Origin of the sequence: Roseivirga spongicola (assembly GCF_034376045.1) — a bacterium.
Lineage (GTDB): Bacteria > Bacteroidota > Bacteroidia > Cytophagales > Cyclobacteriaceae > Roseivirga > Roseivirga spongicola.
Genome location: NZ_CP139724.1, coordinates 673460 through 698996 on the forward strand (window position 1 = coordinate 673460; position 25537 = coordinate 698996).

Consider the following 25537-nt stretch of genomic DNA (forward strand, 5'->3'; position numbering starts at 1 on the left):
AAAGATATGATTAATTGGTATATTTCGTTGGTTGAAAAAGTATTTATGGAGATGTACAAAGTAATAGCCGCCCTGATCATTATTCTATGGATTTTTCCTTTAATGACATCGGCTCAAGAGCGTAAGTATAATGTAGAAACAGAAAGTGTTTCTGAGTATGTAGAAAAAATATTGAACGGCCCAATTACCAAAGAGGGGCTTCAGCAAATGCCATATAAAATCTGGTTCAACACCAATTATAAAACCTATTTGGTAGATACTGAGACTCTCAAAAACATTAAGAAAAGAAATCTAAAAGGAGTGACTATAAAAGCCTTTATGGGCACTTGGTGTCACGATAGCAACCGTGAAATACCTAGGTTGATGAGAGTTTGCGAAGAACTCGGCATCTACGAAAATTTAGAACTCTATGGAGTTGATGTAAATAAAACAAGCCAGCTAGAAGAAGAAAAGGGCTGGGATGTAAGAAAAACTCCGACCATCATTTTTTTGAGAGATGGAGAAGAAATAGCCAGAATTTTAGAAGAACCTGAAATATCTTTCGAGCATTCTATGGAGCTAATTTTTAATCAATAATGCTGAACAACCAAAAAGACCTCTTTAACCTACCAGACGACATAACTTACCTCAATTGCAGCTACATGTCTCCAATGCTAAAGAGTGTGGCCGAAGTAGGAGTCAGAGCACTTTATGGTAAGGAAGACCCAACCTCTGTAAAACCAGAAGACTTCTTTAAAAACACCTCTGCTCTCAGAGCTGAGTTTGCTAAACTCATTAATGCAAAGTCTGGTAACGACTGTGCCATAGTGCCATCAGTGTCGTATGCCTTAGCCAATGTGGCTAAAAACTTAAAGGCTGGCCATGGAGATAACATTGTAATTGCCGATGAGCAATTTCCTAGCAATGTTTATGCTTGGAAGGAGCTAGAAAGAGAAAAAGGCATTGAGCTGAAATATGTTAGCGCACCAAATACAAGAGAAGGCAGAGGCAAACTTTGGAATGAACGAATCCTAGAAACCATTGATTCGAATACCAAAATGGTAGCTACTGGCCATGTTCATTGGGCCGATGGCACAAAGTTCAACTTAAGCGCCATTAGAGAAAGAGCGGATGAAATGGGCGCTATTCTTGTGATTGACGGAACTCAATCTATTGGAGCACTCCCCTTCGATGTACAGAAATTTAGACCCGATGCTGTTGTTGCATCAGGCTATAAATGGTTGATGGGGCCTTATTCTTCAGGCGTAGCCTACTTTGGTGAATATTTCAGAGATGGAAGGCCAATAGAAAATAACTGGATGAATCGCCTGAATAGCGAAGACTTCCGAAACCTAATCAACTATCAAGACGACTATCAGCCCGGTGCCATCCGCTATGAGGTTGGAGAAAGCGCCAACTTTATTCTAACACCTATGCTCACCCGAGCTATTCAACAAATAAATGAATGGCAGCCAGAGAATATTCAAGCTTACTGTAAAAACCTTACGGCTCCTTTCCTGAATGAATTGCAAAACATTGGAATCGCTGTAGAAGATGAAGCCTACAGAGCTGAACATTTGCTTGGTTTGAGACTTCCTGACCACATGGTAATGGAAGACGTGAAAAAACGATTTGATGCTGAAAGAATTTATGTTTCTATCAGAGGTAATTCCATCAGAGTTTCACCACACCTATACAATGGAGAGGCAGATTTACAAAGACTTATCGAGTGCTTTAAGGTGAACACACCTGCTTAAATTGTTCAATTTGAGGGATTGGAATTTATTTGTTGAAACATACTTTTTTCAATCCTTCAATCTCTGTACTTTTGTCCGGCAAATAAAACCAAGTATTTATTTGCTATGCCACTCGATACAGAAAAATTCCTCTTTGAAGCGCTAACGTATGACGATGTGCTTCTTCTGCCGGGTTACTCCGAAGTTTTACCAAGAAATACAGTTACCAAAACGCAGCTAACGCGAAATATTCAGTTGAATATTCCATTGGTTTCAGCAGCTATGGACACTGTTACCGAATACAAGCTGGCCATTGCCATGGCGCTTGAAGGAGGCCTTGGTTTCATTCACAAAAACATGACTGTAGAACAGCAGGCCCTTCAAGTAAGAAAGGTTAAGCGTTCGCAGAGTGGAATGATCTTAGATCCAATCACGCTTCATGTAGACAGCACTGCTCGCGAGGCTGAGCTAATTATGCGTGAAAACAAAATTGGCGGTATTCCTGTAGTTGATGGCGACAAAAACTTAGTCGGCATTGTCACTAATCGCGACATGCGCTTCATTAAAGACATGACCACTCCTGTGAGAGAAATCATGACCAAGGACAACTTGGTTACCTCAAAAATGGGAGTAAGCTTAGATGAAGCTGAAGGTGTTTTGGAAGAGTACAAAATAGAGAAGCTCCCTATTGTTGATGAAAAAGGTAAACTCACCGGCCTCATCACTTATAAGGATATTCTTAAGAACAGAAATAGACCAAATGCCTGTAAAGACAGCTTTGGCAGACTAAGAGTTGGTGCAGCTGTGGGAGTAACTCCTGACATTGACGAAAGAATTCAAGCCCTAGTTAATGCTGGAGTAGATGTAGTAAGTATCGACACCGCTCATGGCCACTCTAAAGGTGTTATCGACACCGCTAAAAGAATTAAAGCAGCATATTCTGACTTGGATGTAATTGTAGGAAACATTGCTACTGCAGAAGCAGCAAAAGCATTGGTTGACGCTGGTGCAGATGCCATTAAAGTTGGTGTAGGCCCTGGTAGTATTTGTACTACAAGAATTATTGCTGGTGTGGGTATGCCACAACTTTCAGCAGTTTATGAGTCGGCTAAAGCTATTGCAGGAAGTGGTGTTCCAGTGATTGCCGATGGTGGTATTCGCTATTCAGGCGATGTGGTAAAAGCGATTGCTGCTGGTGCAAGCACCATTATGATCGGTTCATTATTGGCAGGTACTGAAGAGGCTCCAGGCGAGGTTATTCTTTACGAAGGAAGAAAATTCAAATCTTACCGAGGTATGGGCTCAGTAGAAGCTATGGAAGACGGATCTAAAGACCGCTACTTCCAAGATGCTGAAGACGACATTAAGAAATTAGTACCAGAGGGTATTGTGGGTAGAGTACCTTACAAAGGATTGGTTCAAGAAGTGCTTTATCAGATTGTTGGTGGCTTGCAGGCTGGTATGGGTTATTGTGGAGCTGGAACTATCGAGGCAATGCAGCATGCTAAATTTGTGAAAATCACAGGAGCTGGTGTAAGAGAAAGTCACCCGCACGATGTGTTCATTACTCGTGAAGCCCCTAACTATAGCAGATAATTAGACGAACGTCATAGAAAAATAAAGAAAGCCCGTGCATTTGCATGGGCTTTTGTTTTTAGTAAAGCAACCGTCATTAGCCAATCAACACATCTCTTGAAGTGAGCCCTAGTCTTAGCGTCTCGCTAAGACTAATAATTCTTAAATTGAATTCTTGTATTAAAACAAAACCAACTCCATTGCTGAAGTTGGCTTTATACTATCTTGTTTGGTCTCAGCGTGACGCTAAGACCAGTGGGGGATGCACTACTGAGAGACTTTAAAGCTAAACAGGATACTCATAAAAAACCCAGCCTCTAAAAAGAAGCTGGGTTTATGTCATTGTTTCTAGTTATTAGTTAATTCGGTTCCAGACTATATTATCGCCCGTGATATATTTAACTAAACCTCTGGTTTCGTGCCAATAAAGTACTCTTGGTTTATCGTAACCCGAATCTCCCAAATCTAAAACGTAAATGGACCCATCTTTCACACCTTCAAGAGTGTTATCATTAAGGTTGTCAACAACGGCACTATTGTATAGATAGTTAAACATCAACGTGATTTTTTTAGGTGTTTTTTTGACCAAACTTATTAGTTGATCGCCTTCAGGATTATATCTAAGTGCTTTGTTAGTATACCAAATAATACCCGTATGAGGTAAATAGTCATCGTGAACTTCTACTGGATTGGGCTCTGGATAGCCTATCTCTTTTGAAACTATGATTGAGGTATCTAAATCTCCATTATTAGACTGAAAAATCAGAGTGTCACCCTCATTATAAATATTCATCCAAACCAAATCGGATTCTGAGAATTCTGTCTTAGACAAACAGCCTGTCGTGAATGATATCAACACTAGTCCTAATATTAAAAACAGTTTTTTATTCATAGCTCTTAATTCCCACCTCCAATAACATTAACACTTGTCCCCATGTCTCTAAAATAATCAACTCACTCTAGTCTTAGCGTCTCGCTAAGACTAATAATTCTTAAATTGAATTCTTGTATTAAACACATAACACCATGGGACGGAAATACGCTATTAGAAACCAAGAGGAATTCTACTTTGTAACATTTACAGTGGTTGGTTGGATTGACGTATTCATCCGCCAAGAGTATAGAAATATATTACTCGACTCTATAAAGTACTGCCAACGAGAAAAGGGTTTATTGATTGGCGCTTGGTGCAATATGACCAGCCACGTGCATATGGCTATTGGCACAAACGGACAAATGCCGCTTGAACATATTGTGCGTGACCTTAAAAGTTATACGGCCCGACATATACGCAAATACATTGAAGCCAGCCCCTATGAAAGCCGAAAGGAATGGATGCTACCCCTTATGAAACAAGCTGGTGAACAAAAATCTAACAACAAGGACTTTCAGTTTTGGCAACAACACAACCACCCTATTGAACTTTCTGACATTGCAATAACCAAACAACGCGTTGATTACATTCACAATAACCCTGTAACGGCCGGTTTTGTGGACAACCCCACCGATTGGGTGTTTAGCAGTGCAAGGGATTATGAAGATGAAAAAGGTATTTTAGAAATTGAATTCTTGTATTAAAACAAAATCAACCTTGTTTGGTCTCAGCCTGACGCTAAGACCAGTGGGGTAATTAAGTAAAAGCCCACTACTCACGCAGCGGGCTTTTTACTAGAATGATGTCACAATCAGATATATCCCGGCCATATAGGAGATAAGGGCTGCTGAGAACAGTTTGGCACTTCCCCAGAATTGATTCTCTTTTTTGTAGGTCTGCATTTTCACTAGAATTATTGTGATTACTACAGCAACCAGTATAAAAACAACCCCAATTAAAAAATTATACATATCCATTACTCATTCCCACTCTAGTCTTAGTGTCTCGCTAAGACTAATAATCCTTAAATTGAATTCTTATATTAAAAAAACCAACTCCATTGCTGAAGTTGGCTTTATACTATCTTGTTTGGTCTCAGCGTGACGCTAAGACCAGTGGGATAAATCAGAGAGATTCCGCCCTATAGCCATCGGAATCGCGGGAATGACAGTACACCTAAACCGACAAAAAAAGCCACTTCTTGAGAAGTGGCTTTTCTATTTTCTAAAATCTAGCGTCTATTATCTGACGTCTAGCCTCTGAAATCTATTATCCCTGCTGAGCAGTAGCCTCTGCCTTAGCGGCAGCTTTTGCTCTTGCAGAAGCTTGCTCTTTGTCAGCAGCAGCTCCAAGTGACTTCTTAGTTAAGTCTACTACTGTAGGAGTTGCAATAAATACAGATGAGTAAGTACCCACCAAAATACCTATCAATAAAGCGAATGAGAATCCTCTCAATACTTCGCCACCGAAGATCAATAGAATCAATACCACAATCATTGTAGTAGCTGAAGTAATTAATGTACGGCTAATAGTAGAGTTGATAGAGATATTGAACGTATTGATCAAGTCTTTCGAACCCTTCAACTGTAGTGTTTCACGAATACGGTCAAACACAACCACGGTATCGTTTATCGAGTAACCAATAATAGTTAACAATGCTGCTATAAATACCTGATCTATCTCAAATGAAATTCCGAACCAACCTGCAATGGCAAATGCTGACATTACGATGATTGCATCGTGAATTAGGGCAACAATGGCACCCAGTGAGAACTGCCATCTCCTAAATCTGATGAGGATGTAAACGAAGATTGCAAGAATAGATAAACCGAAGGCTTCGAAAGAAGATTTCTTAATATCATCGGCAATAGTAGCTCCTACTTTAGAAGATGCTATAATGGTAAACTGACCATCTTGTAAGTCTACCGTTCCATCGATAAACTGCTTACCTGTAGCATCAGCCAAACCAGTTGTTAATGCGTCTTTAACATCCTGATCTGCCTCGGTAGACTCTTCATCTACTCTGTATGAAGTAGTAATCTTCAAAATGTTACTTGCATCGTAAGTTTTCACCTCAACACCATCATCAGTAAATACTCCACTAGAAAGAGAAGTTTTAACATCAGAAGCAGTCATTGGCTCATCGAACTGAACAACATAAGAACGACCTCCTTTGAAGTCTACACCAAGCCTCAATCCGCTTGTTAGAAGTGCAGCAATACCTACTACAATAATCACAGAAGAGATCATGTAAGCCATTCTTCTCTTACCCAAGAAATCTAGGTTAATATTGCTCAACATTCCTTTAGAAAGAGGCGTCTCGAACGAAATATTGCTCTCGTTACCCTTTCTAGTCATCCAAGTAACAATTACTCTGGTAATGAATACTGCAGAGAAGAATGAACAGATAATACCGATGATTAGGGTAATAGCGAAACCTTTGATTGGGCCTTGACCTAACCAGAACAAGATAATACCTGTTAATAAAGTAGTAACGTTAGCATCAATGATTGAGCTGTAAGCTTTCTGATAACCAGAATTAATAGCCTGAAGCAATGGAACACCGTTTCTTAACTCTTCTCTAATTCTTTCGAAGATTAGTACGTTAGCATCAATCGACATACCAATGGTCAATACAATACCAGCAATACCAGGAAGTGTAAGTGCTGAACCAATGTTAGCCAAAATTCCAAGAATGAAGAAGATGTTGAACAATAGTGCAACGTTAGCTACTAAACCACCTTTAGAGTAGTAGAAAATCATAAACACTACTACAATCAATAGACCTGCTACAATTGAAGTAACACCCTGCGCTTGTGCCTCTTTACCTAGAGTTGGACCTACAACAGCTTCTTCTACAATTCTGGTTGGAGCAGGAAGTGAACCTGCCTTCAAGATATTCGCTAAATCGTCAGCCTCTTCTTGAGTAAAATTACCTGAAATTTGAGAGCTACCATTCGCAATTTCTACCTGTACGGTTGGAGCAGTGTAAACGTAGTTATCCAAAACAACTGCCACACTTCTACCAATATTCTGAGCAGTAAGGTTTTTCCATTTTTTTGCACCTACTGTATTCATGTTCATGCTTACTGCAGGTTGTGCTCTGTCATCTAAAGACACTCTAGCATCTGTAACAACCTCACCAGTTAAAGGAGCCTCTCCTCTAGTAGCCTTAATTGCATACATCTGAAGTAACTCAGTGTCTTTAACTGGCTTAACAGACCACTTAAAAGACACATTCGCAGGTATCAACCTTTTAATTCTCTCATGCTTTAACGCGCGGTTGATAGTACCTGTATCAGCTAAATTATAGTAAAAACCCTCGTATGGCCCTGATCTCATTAGGCTGAAGAAGCTTGAAACTCCTGAGTCTGAATCTAAGCTATTAGTATCTGAAGCCGTACTGTCATTTTGAGACATCTGAGCCTCCAATGAGTTAGAAGACTCATCATTGCTTGGGTTAGCTGTGGCCTCAGTATTAAGGCTAGTACCTTTTTGCTCTCTTTCAATTCTTAATAGCTCATCATTGATTGCAGATAACGTTGGGTTAACTTCAGATGGAGAATAAACCTCCCAAAACTCGAGCTTTGCAACTCCTTGTAAAAGCTTTCTTACCCTTGCAGGGTTATCTACCCCTGGAAGCTCAATTTGAATTCTACCAGTTCCCTGAATTCTCTGAATGTTAGGTTGAGAAGTACCGAAACGGTCTACCCTAGTTCTCAAGATTTGAAATGCTCTGTCAATAGCTTGATCAACTTCTTCGTTGATAAGCTCCATTACATCTGAGTTAGAAGACTCGAAGCTGATTCTACCTCTGTTGGCAGCATTAGCAAACACTCTGCTCAACCTGCCCTCTGGAGCCACTTCGTTCCATGCCTCTTCAAACAATTGAGTGTATGAAGCTTGGCTATTTCTCTGACGCTCAGATGCAAGTTCTAAAGCCCTTTGGAAATCGGCATTTTGGCTGTTGCCAGAAAGACCTTTGATGATCTCAACTGGAGAAACTTCCAAAGTAACATGCATTCCACCTTGAAGGTCAAGCCCAAGGTTTAACTCCTGCTCTTTGATGTCTTTGTAAGTAAATTCAGCACCTAAAAGGTTAAGTACTGGCTCCATCCAGATAGAATCTAGATAAGCTTGTTTCTTTTGTTGGTCAATAATTCCAGCTTCGTCTTTAGCGTATTCAATGGCATCGGCCTGAATACCTCTAGAGAAGAAGGTAATTGACAAATAATACACGCACAAAACCGTGATTATGACTGTCAAAAAGACAATGGTATTCTTATTTTTCATATTAGTAATTGTGTTTTTAGCAATAATTAGGGTAGTAAATAGAGGAGAACCTATGTTCTCAGTTTCCGAAACAAGGTGCTAACTAGGGCGCGTTAGGCGATATGATTTGACGGAATAAGGTCTTATAGTAATGGGAATCACTAAGTGGCACATCTGTTACCGGATGCACCTCCTCTGGCGACTCATACTCTATTTCTGCTAAAAGAATTGCCTGAAAAGGCTCAATAGAAATACCACTTATAGGTAGTAGGGCGTTGCAGGTATATTCGTAAACTATGTCTTCTTGAGAAGAATCACTATCAGCATCTGATTGCTCTTGCTTATCTGCAATCTCCTCACAATGCACGTTTACAACCTCCTGAGAAACAACAAAAACAGCCACAAAAAGCCCTAGCAAGAACACCAGTCCTTGTTTTAGCTTCTTTAGGTTGTTTTCGGTTCTCATAATGCGCAACAAATGTAGCAATTGATGTGAAAAAATCAGCTCTTCACTGGTATTTTCGATGTAATGAGTGCCTTAATCACATTCAAAGCACTATCAAAGTTGGTATTATTTGGTACAATAAGGTCTGCCGTTTCTTTATACGGAGCAATATACTTCTGAAAAGATGGCATAATGTGGTTTTCATATTTGTAGAGCACATCGTCCGCATCATAGCCACGCTCCTCTCTATCTCTCTTTAACCTTCGCTGCAGCTTAATATAATCTTTAGCATCAATGAAAATCTTAAGATCTATCAGCTCCGCTATTTTTTTGTAATGGAAAATGAAAATCCCCTCTACTAAAATCACTGGCGCAGGTCTTCTGATGATTCTCTTAGGCTCCACATTAGGATTATTGAAGGTATATTCTTCCTTTTCAATTTCTTTACCCTCGCTTAGCGCCTTCAGGTCACTCGCAAAATGTTCGTAATCTATAGACTCAGGTCTATCGAAATTGTGCTGGCCATTTTTATCTACCAGTTGATACTCGCGCGGCATATAGTAATCGTCTTGAGCTAGACAAGTAACCGACTTTGCATCAAAATTCTTCTTGAGTTGGCTTAGAAAAAGGGTTTTACCCGAACCGCTTCCACCAGTAATACCAATGATGTATGGTTTTTCCATCGTGCAAATTTAGAAAGGCAAATGAATTATGTAGTGCTTTTTAAGAATTGAACGAGCTTTTCTAATGCTCTTTTTCTGTGGCTAATAGTATTCTTCACTTCTGAAGAGAGTTCGGCAAATGTTTTTTCATAACCTAGAGGGATAAAAATTGGGTCGTAGCCAAAACCTTCTGCGCCAGACATCTCAGGAGCTATTTGACCGTCTACAATGCCTTCGAACTGTTGTTCTTTACCCTCCAAATCAATGTAAGTGATAACGGCTCTGAATCTCGCCTCTCTATTGTTAGTCTGTCCCTCGAGTTCGGAAAGTACTTTAGACATATTAGCGACCGCATCTCTGCTGCCTGCATAATGAGCCGTATGAACGCCTGGCTTACCATTTAGTGCGACTACTTCCAAACCAGAGTCGTCAGAAAACACAGGAATTCTATATTTCTGGAAGATGTATTGCGCTTTCTCCAAAGAGTTCTCCTCTAGTGTCTCATGAGTTTCGGGAATATCTCCTTCAAAGCCAATATCAGAAAGGGATAGCAACTCAATGCTATCCCCTAATATTTCCTTTACTTCTTGAAGTTTATGGGCGTTGTTTGTGGTGAAGCAAATCTTCATTCCAAAATAGCTTATCTAATATCTACCACAGTAACGTCAAACAACAATACTGAATTAGCTGGTATTGTCGTCCCTTGGCGCGAGCTTCCGTACCCGTATTTCGATGGAATAAAAAGCGTAGCACTAGCTCCTTTATTCAGCTCTTGAAAACCAAGCTCCCATCCCTGAATTACCGATCCTGCTCCCACAACAAAGTCAATAGTTCCAGAGTCGAATTCAGTTCCATCTAAAAGATAGCCTCGGTAGTCAGCATACACTGAGCTTGCAAACTCCGCATTATCGCCAGTACCAGACTGGCTAATAGCGTAATAGATACCTGTCTCACCAATCTGCTCGGCAGTGATATTATTATCTGCTAAATACTCGGTAATAAGTTGCCTGTCGATGGCCAACTGCTCTTGCTCATCAAACACCTCTTCGGAATCGCAGGCCATGAAAGCCGCGAGAACTATCACCAACAAAAACTTAATCTTATTCATTATTCAAAATCAACTACTTCAATATCAAATACCAACACAGCGTTTGGAGGGATGGGACCACCAGTATTTCTAGCACCGTATGCATACTGAGAAGGTATTAAAAGCTTAGCTTTTCCTCCTTTATCTACTTTCGGCACTCCTAAATCCCAACCTTGAATTACTTCTCTGTTACCTAAAGTAAACTCGTATGGCTTGTATTCTCTTTGAGCATTATACACGTTATTTTCTTGAGCTAATTGCTCATTACTTGTATCTACCAAGGTGCCATCTAACAATCTTACTGCGTAATCTACCTTAACTAGGTCACCGTTTTCAGGATACTCACCGTTTCCAGACTCCAAAGTTACAACGGCAATACCCTCTTCAGTGTAGTTAGCTTCTAAATTATTGTTAACAAGGTACTCTTCTATAATACCTTTATCTATCTCTTTCTGCTCAGCCTGAAACTTTTCAACAAAAGCCTGCTCAGTAGCTATTTCATTAACTTTGAAATTCCACATTACTACTTTCGAGCTGTCTTCTGCAGTAACAGGAAAACCAGTAAGTTGAGCATACTCTGCAAATGGCATTTTAATTTGAACGCTATCTCCAGGGCCACAAAGCTTAAACACCTCAGAAAGGTTTGGAGGTAAGCTCGAAGCAGGGTTTAGAAAATAGCCAGGTTCGTTGCCAGAATCATAGAGCACTGAATCTTCCAAGGTGTGTGTCATTACCACATTCATGATTTCTCCTTCTTCAGCTCTTTTATCGCTACCTTCATTAAGCTTTCTGTACTTTAATCCAGACTCTAGCTCAGTGAATTCAGGAGTGGAATCACAGGCAAAAACAGTTGCCAGAAGCGCTCCAGCTAACATTACACTTTTTACTTTTCTCATACTTTTTTTGATTCTTCTTCTAGTTGTTGGGCATACTCAGGAAGTATGCTTTTAAATAATTTCATAGTCTCTTCTAGAGACATTTCTACTCTTCCTCCTGCTGCATTTCTATGACCTCCGCCATTGAAAAATCTGGCAGCCACCTCGTTTGCAGGGAACTCTCCAATAGAACGCAGAGAGATCTTAACCTTGTCTTCAGACTCTTTAAATAACCCTGCTAGTGTTACACCTTCTATAGAAAGTGCATAATTCACGAGTCCTTCCGTGTCTCCGGTTTTTGACTCAAACCTAGCAAGCTCTTCTTCTGTAATGGCAAAGTAAGCCACCTGATATTCAGGTATGATTTTAAGATTTTCGCTCAAAGCATAGCCAATAAACCTTAATCGGTTTAGAGAGTTTTTGTCGTAAATATTCTTGGAAACCCGACTGTTATCTGCGCCTTTCTCGATTAACTGAGCAACCACTTCATGCACATTCTTTGTGGTATTGGGGTGCCTGAATCCACCAGTATCTGTCATAATACCAGCGTACAGGCATTCGGCAATATCTTTATCTATGAGCTCTTCATAGCCAAGGCTTACCAGTAGTTCATAGCAAAGCTCACAAGTAGCTGCCGCCTCGGTACTCCAATAACGGAAATCGGCAAAGTCTTCTGGGTCTAGGTGATGGTCTACATTTACCTTGTAGCCAGGTGCTTGGCGAACCATCTCTCCTAATTCATTAATTCTGCTTAGCACAGAAAAGTCTAACGCGAAAATGATATCTGCATCATTTACCCATTGCTGACAATCTTGTGGGGTTTCATCTGTAAAAATCTTTACCTCATCATTGCCTTTCATCCAATGTAAAAAACCAGGATAATCAGAAGGAGTAATAACCGTAATATCATGTCCCAGCTTCTTAAGCAAATTGGCCATTCCTAAAGACGAACCTAATGCATCGGCATCTGGCTTATCGTGAGTAGTAATGACGATTCTGGAGGGTTTAGCGAGTTTTTCTTTAAGTAGTTCTATCTCTTGCATGCAATCAGCAACCCTGCGGGTCTTTGAAAGAAGGGGCAAAGTTGACAAGAATTGTTTTACTAAACAATGCTAGTCCTTGATTATCTGATTATTAAGAATTTAAAAGAAATGGAGGCGAACAGTGTAAATCGAAATTATCTTCTATTTTTGCGACCGAATTTTGAAACGCAACGACTTTAAATAAAGAAAAATGGCAGGAAACAGAACATTTACAATGATTAAGCCTGATGCTGTAGCTGATGGCAACATGGGAGCAATTTTGAAAATGATTGAAGATGCAGGCTTCAAAATCATTTCTATGAAGTACACTAGACTTTCTGCTGATTTGGCTGGTAAGTTTTACGAAGTACATAAAGAAAGACCATTTTATGGTGAGTTAGTAGAGTACATGTCATCTGGTTCTATTGTGGCTGCAATTCTTGAAAAAGACAATGCCGTTGCAGATTTCAGAACTTTGATTGGTGCTACTAACCCTGCAGAAGCAGCTGAAGGAACCATCAGAAAACTGTATGCTAAATCTATTGGTGAAAACGCAGTTCACGGTTCTGATTCAGATGAGAATGCTCAAATTGAGGGCAACTTCTTCTTCAGCCAATTCGAGAGATTCTAATTAAGAATCTGCTAAAGATTTAACAAAAAAGCGACTTTAAGGTCGCTTTTTTTGTTGCTCTTGCTCTTTAGCGATTTCATAATTCACTTCTCTAAGCCATTCGAAGAGTACGGAATACTTTTGAGCTAAAGCTTGTACCCCTTGCATTCTAGAACTTGACAAACTGTGACCTTCACTAAGTTTGGTTTGTAGGAGTAACACATTATCGTCAGTTTTAGTAGCACGTAGCTTTGCAACCATTTTAGCTGCTTCCCAAAACCCCACATTTTTATCTTCTAAACCTATTTGAAACATAAGTTTAGGATAAGCTTGTGGCTTAATATTCTCATAAGGAGAGTATTGGAGCATGTAATTAAAATCTTTCTTTCTCCTAGGATTCCCCCATTCGTCAAACTCATCTACTGTTAAAGGCAGTGACTCATCGAGCATTGTATTAATTACATCGAGAAATGGAACGTCCAAAAAAGCACCTGCAAACATTTCAGGACGCTCATTAATTACAGCTGCCATCAATAGTCCTCCTGCACTTCCTCCATTGGCAAAAAACCTCTGAGAGTGCCCAATACCCGTGTATTTCATAAAATCTACAGCATCAATAAGATCATAGAAAGAGTTCATTTTATTGAATTGCTTACCTTGTACATACCAGTCATCCCCCAACTCATCACCACCACGTACATGAACATATGCATAAATAAACCCTTCTTCTATCAAGGGCTCAATAGACGCATTATGTGTGAGGCGGTTTCCTAAACCATACGCACCGTAGGCATCAATAAAAACTGGTCTATTTTCAAGATTCTTCATTTTATCTGATCCAAAATAGACAATAGAGACAGGTATTTGAGCTCCATCTCTGGCTTGAACCCAAAGTAATTTCACCCTAAAGAAACTACTCAAATCATAACCCTTTCTTTTCGAAACTGTCTCGCTCTTACTTTTTTTATTATTCATATTGAACAGAACGCGCTGAGTACTGTAGTTCGGAGCCGTTTCAAAATACCGAAGAGTGTCTGTATCTATGTTTACATTTCTTCCCAGAGCATAGGCCCGAAGCTTATCATGGTCTGACTCTATTCTGTACTTATCGCCAGTAAACCTGTTTCTAACCTCAATATATTGATGCATCTGTTCTCTCTTAAGAAAAACAAAAAAGTTGCGAAACACGGCATAGTCTTCTAGAACAACCCCTTCCGCTGGCTCTTCAACATCTATTAGGTGTTTAATGCTAAAGCTTGTGGTATCTGCAACCATTAGCTTTCCGTTTGGCGCATTTTGGTTTGTAAGCACATACATTTTATCCTCCACAGGAGAAATAGAATGCACTTCCCGCCCCTTTGTAGCACTAATTAGTTTGAAATCATATGGTACTTTATTCCTAGCCATATATAAATCTCTACTAGTAGCAGATCTACTTGATACAAATAAGAACTCCTTATTGAATGATTTCCATATCGCTACATTCCTAGCTGGGTCTGGCTCATGAAAAAAAGTCGTGTCTTGAGAGAATTGATCTCCAATTCGATGATATAAAATGGAGTGTTTTCGATTAGTACTCTTGTCTTTGCTTGAATAAAAAAAACCTTTTGAATCTTCAGACCACATAAAATCAGAGCTATTGCTGCTAGAATCTTGTAGAACTTCACCTGAAGTCAAATCCGTAATATATGTAGTAAGTGAACCATTGCCTACCGTATCTATTGCATAAGCCAAGTATTGATTATTCGGGCTTACATCATAAAAACCGAACTGAAAGTAATCAGCACTATCTGCTATTGAAGTAAGATTCAAAAGCACCTCTTTTGGAGCCCCAGATTCATTCTTTCTCCTATAAATGGTTCTATGATCATTATATCCTTCATATAGTGACCAGTACCAATACCCATAGTCTAAGACAGAATCTGTTTTACTCTCTACATCCATTTTATTGAATATCTCATTCGACAATTCCCTAATATTCTTTCTAAGTGGAATCAAATAATTATCGGTATAGACATTCTCCGCTTTTATATAATCCATGATTTTTGAATTGGATTTTGGGTTACGATCCTTTAACCAAGAATAATTATCTACTAGGTTCTTCCCATGCAAAGTGATTTGAGTTGGTATAACTTCAGCCACAGGAGGCTTAAGGCTTTCATCTCTCATATGCTTTATTGCAAATTGCTTTTCAAGAGAGTCCGTCATTTCCATGTGGCTTCTTATTTCCGAGTCAATAGCTGCAATGGGGTTGGTTCGCTCGTAAGTCTTCCAGAATTCAGGATTGTACTCAACGGCATAATCGTAAAGCGAATTGGCATCATGATTAAGAAAACTTTCTGTGGGCAGAATGGATTGGATAGCAGAGTTTGACTCTGTTACATACATTTCGGCAATAGTAGCATAAGGAGTAGTTTGTTGACTAACCGTGTCTTTAAAAATAAACTCATCTTTTCTGAAAATACGGTCTACTTGCCACCTAGAGTCAAGGTTCCTTTTATAGTCTACATTTACCTCATAGCCATAGTGTTGAATATTCATGTCACCAAGATTGCAAATATGCCTTCTATAGTCTTGCTCTACTCGGTAAGCTAGCTTTACTATTGCATAAGAATCTTGGTCTATATAGATTTCGCCTGAGAGAATATCGGACCGACTGGTTCTTTTCCCCTTAGCTTTTTTGTCCTGAATTGTTTTCAAAGAAGCTGGCTCTTTCTTAGGCTCGAACCTAATTAGGTAGGTCCAACCCTTATTCTCCAAATACTCTTCAAATAGTTCGTATTGATAGCTTTTGAAAGACTTCTTATCTAAAAAATAATGAATGTACTTTACTAGGTCCTTACTCACTATCCCTAAAGGACCTCCTTCTATATTAGCCTCTAACCCTTCTTTTGTTAGATTTAGACTCGATCTTGAATCATGAATTTTAACTTTATCTTCTCTAGCCGTTCTATGCCCAAAATGATCGTGTAACCGCTCTCCCCAATGAGAGTAGAGTGACCTAAATGAAGGAATGCCACCTATAGTCCCCACCCTACTATTACTTAGCAAAACACCCCCATAGATAGACTGCCTAAAGCGCTTGCCTGTATATCCCGTTTGGGAATAAGTAACAGATGCATCAGAAAACTTGATAGTCGCCCCGTTTTCTTCTATCCTTTCTCTGTAATAAGCATCATAAATAAACTGGCCTTTCGGATAGTTAACCTTAATTCTGTTCAATGCTTTCTTTAGAACCCTTTTTGGGTTCTTCTGCCTTCCACGAGAAACCACAACATCTGCCAATTCTTGAATATGGATTTTCAAAAACACTCTATTCTCTTCTTGCTCTCGCAGGCTAGATATTGGAACCTCTTTTGGTTCATAGCCAATACAGGAAAAAACGAGTGTATCATTCCGATAAGCATAAGGTATTTTTATGGCAAAGCTTCCATCTTCTTCAGAGATGCTCCCCAAATAGGTATGCTTTATTCTCAGTGTGGCAAATGGAATTAGCTCATCACTACCATGCATATAGACCTGCCCTTTAAAGCGCTTGTCAGTCTGAGCAAAAACAGAATAGGAAACCAAAAGGTATAGAAATAGAGATGCGAAGAACCTCAAAACGTTTTTATTATGTGTGAAAAAAATAATAGACTTTTTCTATTATTAAACTTAATTATAAACACTAAGAACTCCGTTGTTATTGCATCATAATCATTTCCTTTTTTTGAGAAGAGATAAGGCTAATCAGTTATTTCCGTCTGTTATAACTAACCATATTGAAAAACTCTCTAGATATTTTACTCTAGAAAAATGACCTTCTAAAAGGCCAAGGGGATTTACTTCGAAAGAATGTTTATACTAAATGCAAACTGGAAGAAATACTCTTTCGATTAGGCTATTACAGTGAAGAACGTGGCACCCAACAAGGCTAAGTTACCTTCCCACGCCTAGCTTCAACCAAAAAAACTGATAGAGCAACAGTTACCAAACAGAATAGCCTCTCAACAAAGGAAAGTTCAGTACATTCTTATTTATCGGACTTCCACCACCTCGGCATCAAAATAACACCAGCTATTAAATAAGGATAATAGGTGGAGAGCCTCCAAAGTATACTTGAAACGAAGGTGTATTTACCTGCAAAATCTTGATAAAAGACACTAAACATCAATTCCGCTGTACCTGCATTACCTGGCGATGGAGAAACCAGCATTACCACCCACATTACTAAATGCCTGCTCAACATGAGCAGCTGGTTATCCAAGGTTAGATAGGCAAAGCCTCCAACCCACGCATTAACCAAGGCAAACTTGAATATCCAGATGAGATAAGTAAGACCGAGTAGTTTCAACCAATAGAGGAGAGACTGCCCCTTTAGCACCTGAGAAGCCAAAATCATTTCATCACTTTGTTTCATCACAGGAGCTCTCCATTTTTGAAACCACGTCAGATTCATAATGCTAGAAAGAATTTTCCGCACTGTCTTAGGAAAAAACAGTAGAGCAGAAAGCATAAAGGCAGTATAAGCAACCACCGAAGAATAGCTAAGCCAAAAGACCTTGCTCACACCATCCTCTAACCATTCATTAGTGGTGTCGACCAATGGAAAAACACTTTCAGAGGCTCCCAAAATAACCAGCGGGGAGGCCGTTAGAAAAAATAGATTATCCAAAATGGCAAGCAATAGTGTATAGGCAAGTGCCTTTCCAAATGGCTGACCTTCTTTGAATATTATGAAAACCAAAACAGCTGCAGCACCAATCACTGGCGGTGTTACTGCGATAGCAAACTCCCACAACAAGACAACCCGAATAGCTGGATAAAAATCAATTTCAGAATGAGATAGTAGTCGTACCCTAAGAGCATTCAATCCATCCTTAAAAACTATAAATAGCAGAACTATTAGAATGTTGACTAAACGAAAATCTGAAAAGAGAAGCAGAGATTCTTTTGAAAATTGATCATCGCGATATGCGAGAAAAGCAATAATTACAAAACCGAGTAAAACAGGCAGCCAAACGCTTTTGGGATTGAGAACTTTTTGCGCTTTGCCGTTATCCATTTTGATTTTGCGTCACCAGGTCTTCTTCGATTTTTTCTATCCAGAAATTATTAAAGCCTTCCCCAAGGTGCATGGTAATTTGTCTCATTTGCAGTAAATCCAAAATGGAGAGAAAGTTGAATATTACAGCAATTTTATTTGGCTCCATGGCAATCAGTTCTTCAAAAGAAAGCCTTGGTGCTTCCTGAAGCTTCTCAATAATATAGTCTCGCTGCCCTGAGATAGTATAAGGATACTGGACTACTTCATGCTTTGGCTTATTCTGCTCGTATTCATAACGAGACATTAATCGTTGATACACCTTCAGCAGCTTATACAAATCGACATCTTGAAGTTCAGATTCCACATCATTCCCTTCTGCCAACTTCTTCAGCTCGCGAACAATATTACCTCTAGATTCCTTTTGAGATCGAGCCAACTCCATATTGCTCAACTCATCCACAACCGATTTATATTTTTTGTACTCCAAAAGATGTTTCACCAACTCTTCCCTAGGGTCAACCTCATTTCCCTCTTCGTCCAAAACTGGGCGTGGCAACAACATTTTCGCCTTAATTCTCATTAGCGTTGCTGCCACAAGAATAAACTCACTGGCTACCTCTACATTCATTTGCTCTAAATGATGCAGGTAATCTAAAAAGTCTTTGGTGATGGTATGAATAGGTATATCGTGAATATCTAGCTCGTCTCGCTGTATGAAGAACAACAGCAGATCGAAGGGGCCTTCAAAAAGAGGGAGCTTAATTTCGAAACTCACGGATACAAAATCTTTTGAATCAAATATATAGAGATTGAAAGAACTGCGCCTTTAGTGCCAAAATTATTTTTAATTTTACGCCTTATTGAAAATCTATGGCAAACATTTAACGCGCATGTTTGTTCATTAGACATCCAAATTAAAGAATGTTGATTAAGCCGGGACCACTCCTTTCAAAAATTGATTCTCCTGCCGATTTAAAGAAGCTAGATCAAACTCAGTTAGTTCAAATTTGCGATGAGCTGAGACAGTATATTGTAGATAATGTCTCCGTTTATGGCGGCCACTTTGGGGCTAGTCTTGGCGTGGTAGAAATGACTGTAGCCATTCACTACATCTTCAACACCCCAACAGATCAGTTGGTTTGGGATGTAGGGCACCAGGCTTATGGACACAAAATTTTAACAGGCAGAAGGGATAACTTCCACACTAATAGACTGTACAAAGGACTTTCTGGCTTCCCGAAAAGAAAGGAAAGCGAGTATGACACCTTTGGCGTAGGCCACTCTTCAACTTCTATTTCTGGTGCGTTAGGAATGGCAATTGCCAACCAATATAAGAAGGACGATCGCCAACACATTGCCGTTATTGGTGATGGTGCCATGACGGGCGGTCTGGCCTTTGAAGGAATGAACCACGCTGGCTCTACAAATGCCAACCTGCTCATTATACTGAATGACAACTGCATGTCTATCGACCCAAATGTAGGTGCACTGAAAGATTATCTGACAGATGTAACTACTTCTGGAACCTACAATAAGGTAAAAGACGATGTATGGAAGCTTCTCAGTAAATTCTCAAAATTTGGTAAGAGTGCTCAAGAGATTATTTCAAAAGTAGAGCATTCAATGAAAGCAATGCTCTTGAAGCAAAGCAATCTATTCGAATCACTCAATCTAAGATATTTCGGTCCGGTAGATGGTCACGATGTTCATCACCTAACCCATGTTCTGAACGACCTTAAGAACATTCCTGGCCCAAAAATCCTTCACTGTGTAACAGTAAAGGGCAAGGGCTACAAACCAGCCGAAGAAGGGAATGCCACTAAATGGCATGCTCCAGGCAAGTTCGACAAAGTAACTGGAGAGGTTTTCAAGAAAGTTCATGACAAGCCTCAGCCACCAAAATACCAAGATGTCTTCGGTCATACCTTGGTTGAATTAGCCGAAAAGAATGACAAAATCATGGGAGTTACTCCTGCCATGCCATCAGGTTCTTCAATGAACATTATGATGAAAGCCATGCCAGAAAGAGCTTTCGATGTGGGTATTGCAGAGCAACACGCAGTTACTTTTTCGGCAGGTTTAGCTACACAAGGCTTGATGCCTTTCTGCAACATATACAGCACCTTTATGCAAAGGGCGTACGATCAAGTGATCCACGATGTGTGTATTCAGGATTTACCAGTGAATTTCTGTCTAGACAGGGCCGGTTTTGCAGGAGCCGATGGGCCTACTCACCACGGAGCTTATGACATCGCCTACATGCGTTGTATTCCTAACATGATTCTTGCTGCTCCAATGAATGAAGCAGAGCTTAGAAACATGATGTATACTGCTCAACTTCCTAGAGAAGGACAAGCATTCACCATTCGTTACCCAAGAGGAACAGGTGTTATGCCAGAGTGGAAAACTGAGATGGAGAAAATGACTATCGGAACTGGAAGAAAGATTTCTGAAGGTGAAGATTTAGCCATTCTTACCTTAGGCCATATTGGTAATTATGCCATTGAAGCGAAGGAAATGCTGAAGGGCACTGGTGCCAACCCAGCTCATTACGATATGCGCTTTGTAAAACCTTTGGACGAAGAACTACTTCACGATATTTTCAGAAATTATAAGAAGGTAATCACTGTTGAGGATGGCTGCATTGTGGGTGGATTTGGTAGTGCCGTACTAGAGTTTATGGCAGCTAACAACTATTCGGCCCAAGTGAAAATACTAGGTATTCCAGATAGAATAGTTGAGCATGGAACTCAGCTCGAGCTTCATGCCGAGTGCGGATTCGATCCATCAGGTATTGCTGAAACAGTAAAACAAATGTTAGGGGTTAAAGCTACCACCCCGTATGCCAGCAATTAATTTCAAAGTTCAAGGAAAAGGTACAGCCATTGTCCTAATTCACGGCTTCTGTGAGACGCTAGAGATGTGGAACAACATAGTGTCCGAGTTAGCCAAAGATTATAGGGTCTTTTCAATAGATTTACCCGGTTTTGGTGGCTCTCCCCTGCCTAAAGAACAAGTCAGCATTGAGCTTATCGCTAAATCCGTTGCCGACTGGGCTAAAGAACAAGGCATTGACAGGGCGGCATTTATTGGACATTCCTTAGGTGGATATGTGGCTCTTGCACTGGCTGAATTATACCCCGACCTCATCAACGGAATAGGACTCGCCCACTCTAATGCGTACGCTGACCCAGAAGAGGGCAAGATCAATAGAGATAAGGTAGTGAAGTTTATAGAGCGACATGGGCACGAAAAGTGGATAGAAACCTTTGCTCCTAGTCTCTTTGCTAAAGAGAATGTTGACCATTGCCAAGCAGCCATTAAAATGGTTACGGAAATGGGAGTAAACACTCAGGCCGAAACTATTATTGCCTACACCTTAGCCATGAAGGACAGGAAAGACCGATTTGAAGTTTGGAGAAACATTGAAGGCCATTGCCTTTTTATTGGAGGCACTGAAGACTCTAGAATAAGCCCAGAAATATCAGAAGAGCATATTTACGCACGCGAAAAAGTAGACGGACATATTTTACCTGGCATAGGACACATGGGTATGTTTGAAGACCAACCTAACTTCATCGAAATTGTAAGCACTTACTTACACAAAGCATCACATTAATTAAGCTTGACTGAGTGCCTGTGTCAACTCTCTTTTCGTCACCACTCCAGCCTTTTTCCATTTTATCTCTCCTCCTTGGAATAAAATAAGGGTCGGAATACTTCTAACACCAAACCGCTGAGCTATCGGCTGATTCTTATCAACATCAATCTTAATTACCTTCACTTTGTCTCCAAGCTCTTGAGCTACCTCTTTAAGAACCGGAGCCATCATTTGACATGGCCCACACCAGTCAGCATAAAAGTCTACTAACACTGGCTGATCTTGGCTTACTAAAGCATCAAATTTTCCTTTCATAGCGACAAATTTAATCCACCTAAAAACAGCAGACAGATTTTATTTGTTCCTATTTTCAAATTTGAACACCTCGTATGTATCAATATGACTTTACTGAACCAGAAAACTTCCTGATCCTCACAGGATTGATGTTTCTCATAGTCGTATTTAGGTACACCTTTGTTGCCGGTATTTTCTATTTGGTTTTCTATATAATTGATCCGAAATCTACCCGAAGCAGAAAGATCTTTCAAACCAGCGCCTCCAAAGAGCAATTGAAAAAGGAAATATTCTGGTCTACTTTTACCTCAATCTTGTTCGCTTTAGCAGGTGCGGGAATGGTCGTTCTCTGGCAACTAGGCCATACAGCAATTTATGAATACATAGACCAATATGGTTGGTGGTGGATACCAATAAGCTTTCTTATAGCCACATTTATTCATGAGACTTACTATTATTGGCTGCATAGATGGATGCACAAACCAAAAGTTTACCGACTAATTCATAAAACACATCACGACAGCCACATAACCTCTCCATGGACAAGCTTTTCTTTCCACCCTGGAGAAGGGGTTTTACAGTCTCTGATCATACCAGTAATCGTTTTATTCTTACCGATGCACTATTGGACTATTGTCACCCTGCTCACCTTTATGACACTGACGAGTGCTATCAACCATTCTAATGTAGAAATATACCCAAAGGGCTTTTATAAACATTGGCTAGGGAAATGGCTTATTGGCGCCACGCATCATAGCCTGCACCATACTCAATACAGATATAACTTTGGCCTATACTTTACTTTTTGGGATAAATGGATGAAAACAGAAAGTGCTAAATATGAAGGGAACTTTGAGAAGCACACAAACTAAAGAATGGATCAACTAAGAGGGGCGTAAAATAAAAGAGTCACTCCCGTTGGAGCGACTCCCTTTCACCTAAACACCTGGGTAACTAACTACTCATAGTGAACCTTTCGGTTCCTACACCCAGACTTATCTTTATTGCTTTCGCGATTTGTCTTATCTATCAGAGGATTAACCTCTTGTGAAATCAAAGTTAGTAGTATTTTCTGTTAAATAAAATTTAATATATCAATAATTCGAAAAACTTAATTCCTATACCATCAATAATTCATTAAGTGTTTCGAATACATTTTTATGCATTTCATAACACTACTATAGCCTGATACAGATATTTTGCTTTTCCGCGAAAAAATTTAACGCATCCCATCCACCTTCTCTTCCGACACCGCTATTTTTCACACCTCCAAACGGAGTCCTGAGGTCTCTAAAGAGCCAACAATTCACCCAAACAATCCCACTCTTAATTTTCGAAGAAAAGCCGTAAGCTCTATTGAGATTGTTGGTCCACACAGAGGCAGAAAGCCCATAGGGAGTAGAATTAGCCATATTTAGCACCTCTTCTTCAGTATCAAATGGTGTAAGCGTAACTACAGGACCAAAGATTTCTTCCTGATTAGTTCGACAATTGAAGGGCAAATTTTCAAATACCGCAGGCTGTAAATAATAACCTCCTGAATAGTCGCCTTCTAGCTCTACCACATCGCCTCCACAAAGTAATTTTCCTCCTTCTTTTTTTGCTAAATCAATGTAAGATCTAACCTTCCCAAAATGAGACTCAGAAACAAGCGCTCCTACCTGACTTTCAGGCTCATAAGGAGAACCCACTTTCAGTTTTGAAGCCTTTGCTACGAAGGCGTCTCTAAACTTCTCATAAATTGGCCTTTCAATAAAGATCCTTGATCCACAGAGACAAATCTGACCCTGGTTGGCGAAGCTTGAGTGCAATGAAGTCTTCAAAGCTTTTTCAAAATCACAATCGGCAAAAATAATGTTCGGATTTTTTCCGCCTAGCTCCAAAGATATTTTCTTGAACATTGGAGCCGCAGTTGCAGCAATTCGCTTACCCGTTTGTGTGCCTCCCGTAAAGGAGATTGCCTTGGTTTCTTTATGCTCAACAATCGCTTGGCCCACTTTAGGCCCCAAGCCGTGAACAATATTCAAAACCCCTTTTGGCAAACCCGCTTCAATACAGAGTTTCGAAAACAGAAAGGCTGTCATTGGAGTGATTTCAGAAGGTTTGGCTACCACCGTATTTCCCACAGCAAGAGCAGGCGCAATCTTCCAAGTGAACAGGTACAAAGGAAGGTTCCAAGGTGAAATACATCCTATAACTCCTATTGGTGACCTTAAAGTCATATTGATGGCATCACCATCGGTTTGGTGAGCCTCAGTAGATTCATGAAGAATAGCAGTAGCAAAAAACCGCATGTTAGCTGAAGCACGAGGAATATCTACCGACTTAGCCAGCTTTACCGGCTTTCCATTGTCTTTGGCCTCAGCCATGGCCAGCATGTCAAGATTCTCATCGATCAAATCAGCAATTTTCAGCATGATCCGTGAACGCTCTTCCCTAGAGGTATTTGACCAGGCTGGAAAGGCCTTATCAGCTGACTGAACAGCAGCTTCAACATCCTTTTGAGCAGAGTCCGGAATCTCGCCATATACCTTTCCGGTAGCTGGCTCAATATTTTCTAAGTATTCACCCGACTGAGGTTCAATTAATTCACCAGCTATGTAGTTGAGTATTCTTTCCATATTACAAGCACCCCGTTCTTCCACCATCTACAGGAACATTGATTCCATTAATATAGCCTGCTGCTGGAGAAGCCAAGAAGGCAGCCGCTGCTGCTACCTCAGACGCATCAGCAAAACGTCTGGCAGGAATCTCAGATTTCATTTCATCCTCAACCTCCTCAACCGTTCTTTCACTTTTCTTTGCCTTGTTCTCAATAATTGAAGCTAAGCGCTGGGTCGAAGTAGCACCTGGTAATACATTATTCACCGTTATACCGAATTGGCCAAGCTCATTGGCTAAAGTTTTCGACCAATTAGCCACAGCCCCACGAATGGTGTTTGAAACCCCCAAACCTGGGATTGGCATTTTCACTGAGGTAGAAATCACGTTAACGATTCTTCCATAGCTAGCTTCTTTCATAGCAGGCACACATGCTTGAGCCAAAATCTGGTTACACACCAAATGCTGATTGAAAGCAATTCTGAACGCCTCTACGTCAGCATCAATCGCCTGTCCCGCAGGCGGACCACCAGTATTATTGATTAGTATGTGATACTGATTACCATCAGCTAAATGAGCATCGATTGTAGATTTCAGCTCGGTGGGCTTGGCAAAATCAGCAACAAGGATTTGATGGTTCTGCCCTGAGGCTTTGAACAAACCTTGTTTAACTTCCTCCAGCTTTTGCTCGTTTCTGGCACAAAGGGTTACACTACAGCCAAGATTGGCTAACTCTTCTGCAATGGCCTTTCCTATCCCTTGCGTACTTCCGCAAACTAAGGCCGACTTTCCTTTTAAATTTAAATCCATAGACATTGGGGTTCATTCAAAGTTATGAAAATCGAATTTAGGCATGAGCCGATTTTTGGGTAAATTCG

22 protein-coding genes are annotated in these 25537 nt (G+C 40.1%); 8 read left to right on the forward strand and 14 right to left on the reverse strand.

Going from position 1 to position 25537, the window contains the following annotated elements; translation table 11 throughout:
* Positions 1-6 precede the first annotated feature (6 nt).
* The 3 genes from T7867_RS03030 to guaB all read left to right on the forward strand — a co-directional run bounded on the left by T7867_RS03030 (position 7) and on the right by guaB (position 3311).
* Positions 7-576, forward strand: coding sequence for a thioredoxin family protein (locus T7867_RS03030; protein WP_068215632.1), 570 nt, complete (start codon positions 7-9; stop codon positions 574-576).
* Positions 576-1736 carry an aminotransferase class V-fold PLP-dependent enzyme gene (locus tag T7867_RS03035; RefSeq protein WP_322299826.1) on the forward strand — a complete coding sequence of 387 codons (1161 nt, stop codon included), beginning with the start codon at positions 576-578 and terminating at the stop codon, positions 1734-1736. The genes T7867_RS03030 and T7867_RS03035 overlap by 1 nt, the downstream gene beginning before the upstream one ends.
* 105 nt (positions 1737-1841) lie before the next feature.
* Positions 1842-3311: an IMP dehydrogenase gene (gene guaB / locus T7867_RS03040; RefSeq protein WP_322299827.1), complete on the forward strand. Its 1470-nt coding sequence runs from the start codon at positions 1842-1844 to the stop codon at positions 3309-3311.
* A 334-nt stretch (positions 3312-3645) separates the two neighbouring features.
* Here the strand turns inward: guaB and T7867_RS03045 are convergent, their stop codons facing one another.
* On the reverse strand, positions 3646-4122 hold the full coding sequence (locus T7867_RS03045; RefSeq protein ID WP_322299828.1) for a hypothetical protein: 477 nt from the start codon (positions 4120-4122) through the stop codon (positions 3646-3648).
* A gap of 194 nt (positions 4123-4316) precedes the next feature.
* On the opposite strand from T7867_RS03045, the gene T7867_RS03050 reads away from it, so the two are divergent.
* A complete protein-coding gene (locus T7867_RS03050) occupies positions 4317-4868 on the forward strand; it encodes an REP-associated tyrosine transposase (protein ID WP_322299829.1) in 552 nt (183 codons plus the stop codon).
* 565 nt (positions 4869-5433) lie between these two features.
* On the opposite strand, the gene secDF is transcribed toward T7867_RS03050, so the two are convergent.
* The 7 genes from secDF to T7867_RS03085 form a co-directional block, all read right to left on the reverse strand.
* A complete protein-coding gene (secDF, locus tag T7867_RS03055; protein WP_322299830.1) occupies positions 5434-8457 on the reverse strand; it encodes a protein translocase subunit SecDF in 3024 nt (1007 codons plus the stop codon).
* 82 nt (positions 8458-8539) lie between these two features.
* Positions 8540-8902 carry a hypothetical protein gene (locus T7867_RS03060; protein WP_068215640.1) on the reverse strand — a complete coding sequence of 121 codons (363 nt, stop codon included), beginning with the start codon at positions 8900-8902 and terminating at the stop codon, positions 8540-8542.
* 35 nt (positions 8903-8937) lie between these two features.
* Positions 8938-9564, reverse strand: coding sequence for a uridine kinase (udk, locus tag T7867_RS03065; protein ID WP_068215642.1), 627 nt, complete (start codon positions 9562-9564; stop codon positions 8938-8940).
* Between the two features lie 26 nt (positions 9565-9590).
* Entirely contained in the window at positions 9591-10172 is a 582-nt protein-coding gene (gene rdgB / locus T7867_RS03070; RefSeq protein WP_068215644.1) for an RdgB/HAM1 family non-canonical purine NTP pyrophosphatase, read from the reverse strand.
* Positions 10173-10183: 11 nt separating this feature from the next.
* Positions 10184-10651, reverse strand: a complete 468-nt coding sequence (locus T7867_RS03075) for an FKBP-type peptidyl-prolyl cis-trans isomerase (protein WP_068215646.1) — start codon at positions 10649-10651, stop codon at positions 10184-10186.
* Positions 10651-11526 carry an FKBP-type peptidyl-prolyl cis-trans isomerase gene (locus tag T7867_RS03080; RefSeq protein WP_068215648.1) on the reverse strand — a complete coding sequence of 292 codons (876 nt, stop codon included), beginning with the start codon at positions 11524-11526 and terminating at the stop codon, positions 10651-10653. The genes T7867_RS03075 and T7867_RS03080 overlap by 1 nt, the downstream gene beginning before the upstream one ends.
* Entirely contained in the window at positions 11523-12548 is a 1026-nt protein-coding gene (locus T7867_RS03085; RefSeq protein ID WP_068215650.1) for a DHH family phosphoesterase, read from the reverse strand. Before T7867_RS03085 ends, T7867_RS03080 begins: the two co-directional genes overlap by 4 nt.
* Positions 12549-12738: 190 nt before the next feature.
* On the opposite strand from T7867_RS03085, the gene T7867_RS03090 reads away from it, so the two are divergent.
* Positions 12739-13158: a nucleoside-diphosphate kinase gene (locus T7867_RS03090; RefSeq protein WP_068215652.1), complete on the forward strand. Its 420-nt coding sequence runs from the start codon at positions 12739-12741 to the stop codon at positions 13156-13158.
* 36 nt (positions 13159-13194) lie between these two features.
* Here T7867_RS03090 and T7867_RS03095 read toward each other — a convergent pair whose 3' ends face one another.
* From T7867_RS03095 to T7867_RS03105, 3 genes are all read right to left on the reverse strand, one after another.
* Positions 13195-16740: a prolyl oligopeptidase family serine peptidase gene (locus T7867_RS03095; protein WP_157717471.1), complete on the reverse strand. Its 3546-nt coding sequence runs from the start codon at positions 16738-16740 to the stop codon at positions 13195-13197.
* Positions 16741-17149: 409 nt separating this feature from the next.
* On the reverse strand, positions 17150-18181 hold the full coding sequence (locus T7867_RS03100) for a lysylphosphatidylglycerol synthase transmembrane domain-containing protein (protein ID WP_273277396.1): 1032 nt from the start codon (positions 18179-18181) through the stop codon (positions 17150-17152).
* The gene (locus tag T7867_RS03105) at positions 18174-18938 is read right to left on the reverse strand and encodes a segregation and condensation protein A (protein ID WP_273277394.1); all 765 of its coding nucleotides are present in this window, start codon (positions 18936-18938) and stop codon (positions 18174-18176) included. The genes T7867_RS03100 and T7867_RS03105 overlap by 8 nt, the downstream gene beginning before the upstream one ends.
* Before the next feature lie 146 nt (positions 18939-19084).
* On the opposite strand from T7867_RS03105, the gene dxs reads away from it, so the two are divergent.
* Both dxs and T7867_RS03115 read left to right on the forward strand, forming a co-directional pair.
* The gene (gene dxs / locus T7867_RS03110) at positions 19085-21019 is read left to right on the forward strand and encodes a 1-deoxy-D-xylulose-5-phosphate synthase (RefSeq protein WP_068215663.1); all 1935 of its coding nucleotides are present in this window, start codon (positions 19085-19087) and stop codon (positions 21017-21019) included.
* Entirely contained in the window at positions 21006-21782 is a 777-nt protein-coding gene (locus T7867_RS03115) for an alpha/beta fold hydrolase (protein ID WP_068215665.1), read from the forward strand. The genes dxs and T7867_RS03115 overlap by 14 nt, the downstream gene beginning before the upstream one ends.
* Here the strand turns inward: T7867_RS03115 and trxA are convergent, their stop codons facing one another.
* Positions 21783-22079, reverse strand: a complete 297-nt coding sequence (trxA, locus tag T7867_RS03120) for a thioredoxin (RefSeq protein ID WP_068215668.1) — start codon at positions 22077-22079, stop codon at positions 21783-21785.
* A gap of 74 nt (positions 22080-22153) precedes the next feature.
* Here trxA and T7867_RS03125 point away from each other — a divergent pair, with 74 nt between their 5' ends.
* Positions 22154-22930 (forward strand): sterol desaturase family protein, encoded by a 777-nt coding sequence (locus T7867_RS03125; protein WP_068215670.1) that lies wholly within the window; start codon positions 22154-22156, stop codon positions 22928-22930.
* Between the two features lie 306 nt (positions 22931-23236).
* Here T7867_RS03125 and T7867_RS03130 read toward each other — a convergent pair whose 3' ends face one another.
* Positions 23237-24679 (reverse strand): aldehyde dehydrogenase, encoded by a 1443-nt coding sequence (locus T7867_RS03130; protein WP_068215672.1) that lies wholly within the window; start codon positions 24677-24679, stop codon positions 23237-23239.
* A gap of 1 nt (position 24680) precedes the next feature.
* The gene (locus T7867_RS03135; RefSeq protein WP_068215674.1) at positions 24681-25469 is read right to left on the reverse strand and encodes an SDR family oxidoreductase; all 789 of its coding nucleotides are present in this window, start codon (positions 25467-25469) and stop codon (positions 24681-24683) included.
* Positions 25470-25537 lie beyond the last annotated feature (68 nt).